This window comes from Rhizobacter sp., from assembly GCF_031412075.1.
In the GTDB taxonomy this organism is placed as follows: Bacteria; Pseudomonadota; Gammaproteobacteria; order Burkholderiales; family Burkholderiaceae_C; genus Rhizobacter.
On sequence record NZ_JANOCG010000231.1, the window covers coordinates 1 to 4,951 of the forward strand.

The following is a 4,951-nucleotide window of genomic DNA, read 5'->3' on the forward strand; positions in this document are numbered from 1 at the left end:
CCTGGCCTTGCCCGACTTCCATGGCGCTCGCTGCGTGTGCAGCCCGCCGCCGCGCGACAAGGCCAACCAGCAGGTGATCTGGGACGGCCTGGTCGATGGGCTGTTCAGCGTGCTCTCCTCCGACCACGCCCCCTTCAACTACGAAGACGACTCGGGCAAGCGCCTGGGCGGCAAGGAGCCGGCGTTCCCCTACATCCCGAACGGGGTGCCGGGCATCGAGACGCGCATGGCCTTGCTGTTTTCTGAAGGGGTGCTCGCGGGCCGCATGCCGATCCAGCAATTTGTCGCTCTCACCGCCACCAATGCCGCGCGCCTCTACGGCCTCTACCCACGCAAGGGCACCATCGCGATCGGCAGTGATGCCGACCTGGTGATCTGGAACAGTGGCACTCCTTACACCATCCGCAACGAGACGCTGCACCACGCCGCCGACTACACGCCGTATGAAGGGCGCGAGCTGCAGGCCTGGCCGGCGATGACGCTGCTGCGCGGCGAGGTGGTGTGGGACGGCGAGCAGTTTCTGGGGCGTGTCGGTGGCGGCGAGTTCCTGCGCTGCGAGAGGCCCGAGGCGGCGCGCCCGCGCCCGCGCGCCGAGAGCTGGCGCCGCTGGATGGAGCTGGAGGGCTGACCATGTCACAACGACTGCAGATCACCGCCGCCGGCCACCGCTTCATCGCCGAAGCCCTCCCCGATGCGCCGCTCACGTTTGCCGCCTTCACCCAACTGCTGCCCTACCGCCAAAAGCTGATCCACGTGCGCTGGAGCGGTGAGGCGGTGTGGGTGCCGCTGGGCGACTTCGCGCTCGGCGTGGGCTTCGAGAACCCGACCCGTTACCCGGCGCCGGGCGATGTGCTCTTCTACCCCGGGGGCTTCAGCGAGACCGAGTTGCTGATCGCCTACGGCGCCTGCAGCTTCGCCAGCAAGATGGGGCCGCTGGCGGGCAACCACTTCCTGCGCATCGTCGAGGGCCTGGAGCAACTGCCCGAGCTCGGCCGCACGGTGCTGTGGCAAGGCGCGCAGGAGGTGCTGTTCGAGTGGGAGACACCGTGAAGTTGCTGTAGGCAAAAACCTTGGCAAGATGCCGCATGAAATTCGCATTCATCGGCCTGCTGGTCACTGCCTTCGCCATCGTGTTCACTCCCGGCGCGGCCGCTGAGGGTGCGGCGCTCAAGGTGGGCTCCAAGCGCTTCACCGAGTCGTACATCCTCGGCGAGATCGTCAAGCAGACGGCGCAAGCGCACGGTCCGGCCGAGCACCGCCAGGGCCTGGGCAACACGGCCGTGGTGTACGAGGCGCTCAAGGCCGGCGCGATCGACGTCTACCCCGAGTATCTGGGCACCATCGACGCCGAAATCCTCAAGCACGCCCGACCGACCGACCTCGCGACCATGCGTGCCCAGCTGGCCAGTCAGGGCCTGGGGGTGGCGGTGCCGCTGGGCTTCGTCAACGGCTATGCGCTGGCGATGCGCCAGAGCGACAGCCAGCGCCTCGGGCTCAAGCGCCTGAGCGACCTCAAGGCCCATCCCGAATTGACGCTGGGCCTCTCGCACGAGTTCCTGGGCCGGCAAGACGGCTGGCCCGGTCTGGCAGCGCGCTATGCACTGCCGCACCAGCCACTGGGCATCGACCACGGAATCGCCTACGAGGCACTGGCCAGCGGCCGCATCGCGCTGACCGACATCTATTCCACCGACGCCAAGATCGCCGAGCTGAAGCTCGTGGTGCTTGACGACGACCTCGCATTCTTTCCGCGCTACGACGCGGTGCTCTTGTACCGGCTCGATGTGGTGCAGCGTTTTCCGGCGGCGTGGAAGGCCATTGCGGCGCTCGAAGGGCGTGTTGACGCCGCACGCATGATCGAGATGAACGGCGCCGCCGAGTTGCGCGGCCGCAGCTTCGCCGACATTGCGCGCGACTTCATCGCACCGCAGGCTGCGTCGCCCACCGCGAGCCAAGGCGGCCTGATGCAGCGCCTCTTCGCCGACGACCTGGGCCGGCTCGCCGCACAGCACTTGCTGCTGGTGGCCGTGGCCGTGCTGGCCGCCTGCGTCATCGGCATCCCGCTGGGCGCCGCTGCGGCCGCCTTGCCGCGGCTCGAGCAACCGGTGATGGCGGTGGCCGGCCTGTTGCAGACCGTGCCCTCGCTCGCCTTGCTGGCGATGCTGATCCCGCTGATGGGCCGCATCGGCACCGGCCCGGCGCTGGTGGCGCTCTCGCTCTACGCCTTGTTGCCGATCGTGCGCAACACCACCACCGGGCTCACGCAGGTGCCCGCCGGCCTGCGCGATGCCGGCACCGCGCTCGGCCTCACGCGGGCCCAGCGCTGGCGCAGCGTGGACCTGCCGCTGGCCGCGCCGGTGATCCTGGCCGGCGTGAAGACGGCTGCGGTGATCACCGTGGGCACCGCCACCATCGCCGCTTTCATTGGCGCGGGTGGCTTCGGCGAGCGCATCGTCACCGGCCTCGCGCTCAACGACCACGCGGCGCTGCTGTCGGGCGCGATCCCGGCGGCGGTGCTGGCGGTGCTCATGCAGCTCATCTTCGAGCTCGCCGAGCGCCGGATCTCGCGCACGCCTGCGCGGAAATGAAAGCTGGTTCCGCGTGGCTTTTCGTCCGATCGATGCGCCCCACCCGCCGCCACACTCACTGCACGATTCGATGATCCTGCGGGCGCCTTGCCCGTTTGCCTTGGAGTGAAGTTGTGCTCGGCTTGGTGAGTGCGCTGTACGCGCTGTTCGGTTTGGTGTTCGTGCTGGCCTATGTGCCGCAATTGCGTGCCGTCTGGCGCAGCCGCAACGGCGCGGCCGACGTGTCGCTCGGCACCTGGGGGCTGTGGTGCGCTTCGGCCACCGTGTCGCTGCTCTACGCCCACCTGGTGAGCCAGGACCTGAGCTACACGCTGGTGTGCCTGGGCAACGTGGCCGGCTGCTACGCGGTGACCGGCGTCGCCGTGCTGCGGCGCCAGCGCCTCGCTGCTGTCACTGGCGACACCACGCCCGCCACGGCTTAGCCGCACCCGGCACGGGGCCGCCTCGCCGCCCCGCACGAATCAGACTATTCTTTCGGCTGCATTGCCCGAAGGAGTTGCTGTGCTGATCCCCACACGAAGGTTTTTCATCACCCTGGCGTGCAGCCTCACGCTCGCCAGCCTGGCCGCATGCGGCGGCAATGACGACGATGTGGTTGAGCGCTCGCTCCCCAAGGCCAACCCGACCGTCACGCGGCTGCTCAGCTCGGTCGACGCCATCGGCGTGGGCAACGCCGGCCTCTTGAGCAGCAACCCCGAATACAGCGACCTGCAGCTGCGCGCCAACCGCGCCGGTGGGCTGGTGCAGCTTCGTTTCTCCTGCGCCGGCTGCAACATCACCGTGGCCGCGGCCGGCACCACGGTGGGCGCCAACCAGTACATCAATGTGCCGTTTGCGAGCCTGGAGCCGGCCTCCAACGCGCCGGTCACCGTGACCGACAACGTGAGCGGCGCAGTGGCCACCTACACGCTGCGTGCGCGGCCACTCGACCACGCGCCCTACGTCATCGGCACCAACGCGAGCCCCGATGCCGGCGACCTCTACCTCACCCCCTTCGACCCTGAGGGCTACGGCGCGAGCTTCGCCTACATCGTGGGCACCGATGGCGCGCTGAAGTACTACTACCGCAACCCGCCCGGGCGCGAAATCCTCGATTTCAAGAAGACGCTGATCCCCGGCGGCGTCACCCGCTACAGCTTCTACGACGAAGCCGTCGCCGGCATCCGCGTGATGGACGCCAACTTCGCCACGCTCACCGTGGTGCAGGCCCTGCCATTCCCCGACGGCAACACCTACGCGGTCGACGGCCACGACCATGTGATCGTCGATGACGGCCACTACATCGTCGGCGTGTACGCCGCCAAGACGGTGAACAACATCCCGGCCTTGCCGGGCCAGTCGCTCAACGTGCGCGGCACCGGCTTGCAAGAGATCGTGAACGGCGCGGCCACCTTCAGCTGGCTCTCGACCGACGTGCCGGCGCTGTACGCCTGCTCCGCGCGGGGCAACGCCTACGCCGCCAACAACGGCGCCAACTACATGCACTGGAACGCGCTGGTGGTCGACGCCGACGGCGACTGGATCGCCACCTTCCGCCACCTCGATTCGGTGCTCAAGATCAACCGCAGCACCGGCGCCGTGCGCTGGATCCTGGGCGGCAGCTGTGACGAGTTCGGACTCACCGCGGCGCAACGCTTCAGCAGCCCGCACGATGCGCGGCGTGCGCCCGACGGCCGGCTGACGGTGTTCGATGTGGGCGCGGCGGGTGTGCTCTCGCGCGTGGTCGCTTTCGGGCTCGATGAAGCGGGCACCACGCTGACCGGCTTCACCGCCTACACCCGCGATGCCCACTCCAGCTACAACCTGGGCAGCGCGCAACTGCTGCCCAGCGGCCGCGCGCTGGTGGGCTGGGGCGAATTCAACGGCTATGACACCGACGTGTCGGAGTACGACCTCGCCACCGGCGCCTTGTCGTTCGAGCTGACGCTGCTGCCGAGCTATTGCACCAACGGCTACTTCTCGTACCGGGCGAGAAAGTATCTCTAGCCACATCAACTTCCTCGCGCCCTCGCACGAAGTGGCGCAGGCGCTGATCGGTGCGGCGGTCTACGTCGACGGTGTCGGCGGGCGCATCGTCGAGACCGAAGCCTACGACCGAGAAGACCCGGCCTCGCACAGCTTCGCCGGCCCCACCGAGCGCAACGGCGTGATGTTCGGCCCGCCGGGTCGTGTGTACGTGTACCGCTCCTATGGCCTGCACTGGTGCCTGAACTTCGTGTGCCGAGAAGAGGGCCACGGGGCGGCGGTGCTGATCCGCGCGATCGAGCCTTTGGTAGGCCTGGATCAGATGCGGGAACGGCGCGGGGTGAGCGACGAGCGCCTGCTGTGCGCCGGCCCGGGGCGTTTGGCGCAGGCGCTCGGGG

The 4,951-nt window shown here is 68.6% G+C and carries 6 protein-coding genes; all 6 read left to right on the forward strand.

Annotated features, from left to right (window positions below; translation table 11 throughout):
• A partial coding sequence (locus RMO40_RS08060) for an amidohydrolase family protein (RefSeq protein ID WP_309718813.1) occupies window positions 1–628 on the forward strand: 628 nt, incomplete at its 5' end.
• Window positions 629–630: 2 nt separating this feature from the next.
• Window positions 631–1,050, forward strand: coding sequence for a DUF3830 family protein (locus tag RMO40_RS08065; protein WP_309718816.1), 420 nt, complete (start codon window positions 631–633; stop codon window positions 1,048–1,050).
• A gap of 35 nt (window positions 1,051–1,085) precedes the next feature.
• Window positions 1,086–2,588: a glycine betaine ABC transporter substrate-binding protein gene (locus tag RMO40_RS08070; RefSeq protein WP_309718819.1), complete on the forward strand. Its 1,503-nt coding sequence runs from the start codon at window positions 1,086–1,088 to the stop codon at window positions 2,586–2,588.
• 113 nt (window positions 2,589–2,701) lie between these two features.
• The gene (locus tag RMO40_RS08075) at window positions 2,702–3,010 is read left to right on the forward strand and encodes a hypothetical protein (RefSeq protein WP_309718824.1); all 309 of its coding nucleotides are present in this window, start codon (window positions 2,702–2,704) and stop codon (window positions 3,008–3,010) included.
• Between the two features lie 79 nt (window positions 3,011–3,089).
• Entirely contained in the window at window positions 3,090–4,574 is a 1,485-nt protein-coding gene (locus RMO40_RS08080; RefSeq protein WP_309718827.1) for an arylsulfotransferase family protein, read from the forward strand.
• Window positions 4,567–4,951, forward strand: a 385-nt coding sequence (locus RMO40_RS08085; RefSeq protein ID WP_489660126.1) for a DNA-3-methyladenine glycosylase, incomplete at its 3' end; no start/stop codon positions are given. The genes RMO40_RS08080 and RMO40_RS08085, both read left to right, overlap by 8 nt.

Bases quoted from the DNA above. Each gene is read 5' to 3' on its own strand.
- RMO40_RS08065 (WP_309718816.1), top strand. From the start codon at position 631: ATGTCACAACGACTGCAGATCACCGCCGCCGGCCACCGCTTCATCGCC.
- RMO40_RS08070 (WP_309718819.1), top strand. From the start codon at position 1,086: ATGAAATTCGCATTCATCGGCCTGCTGGTCACTGCCTTCGCCATCGTG.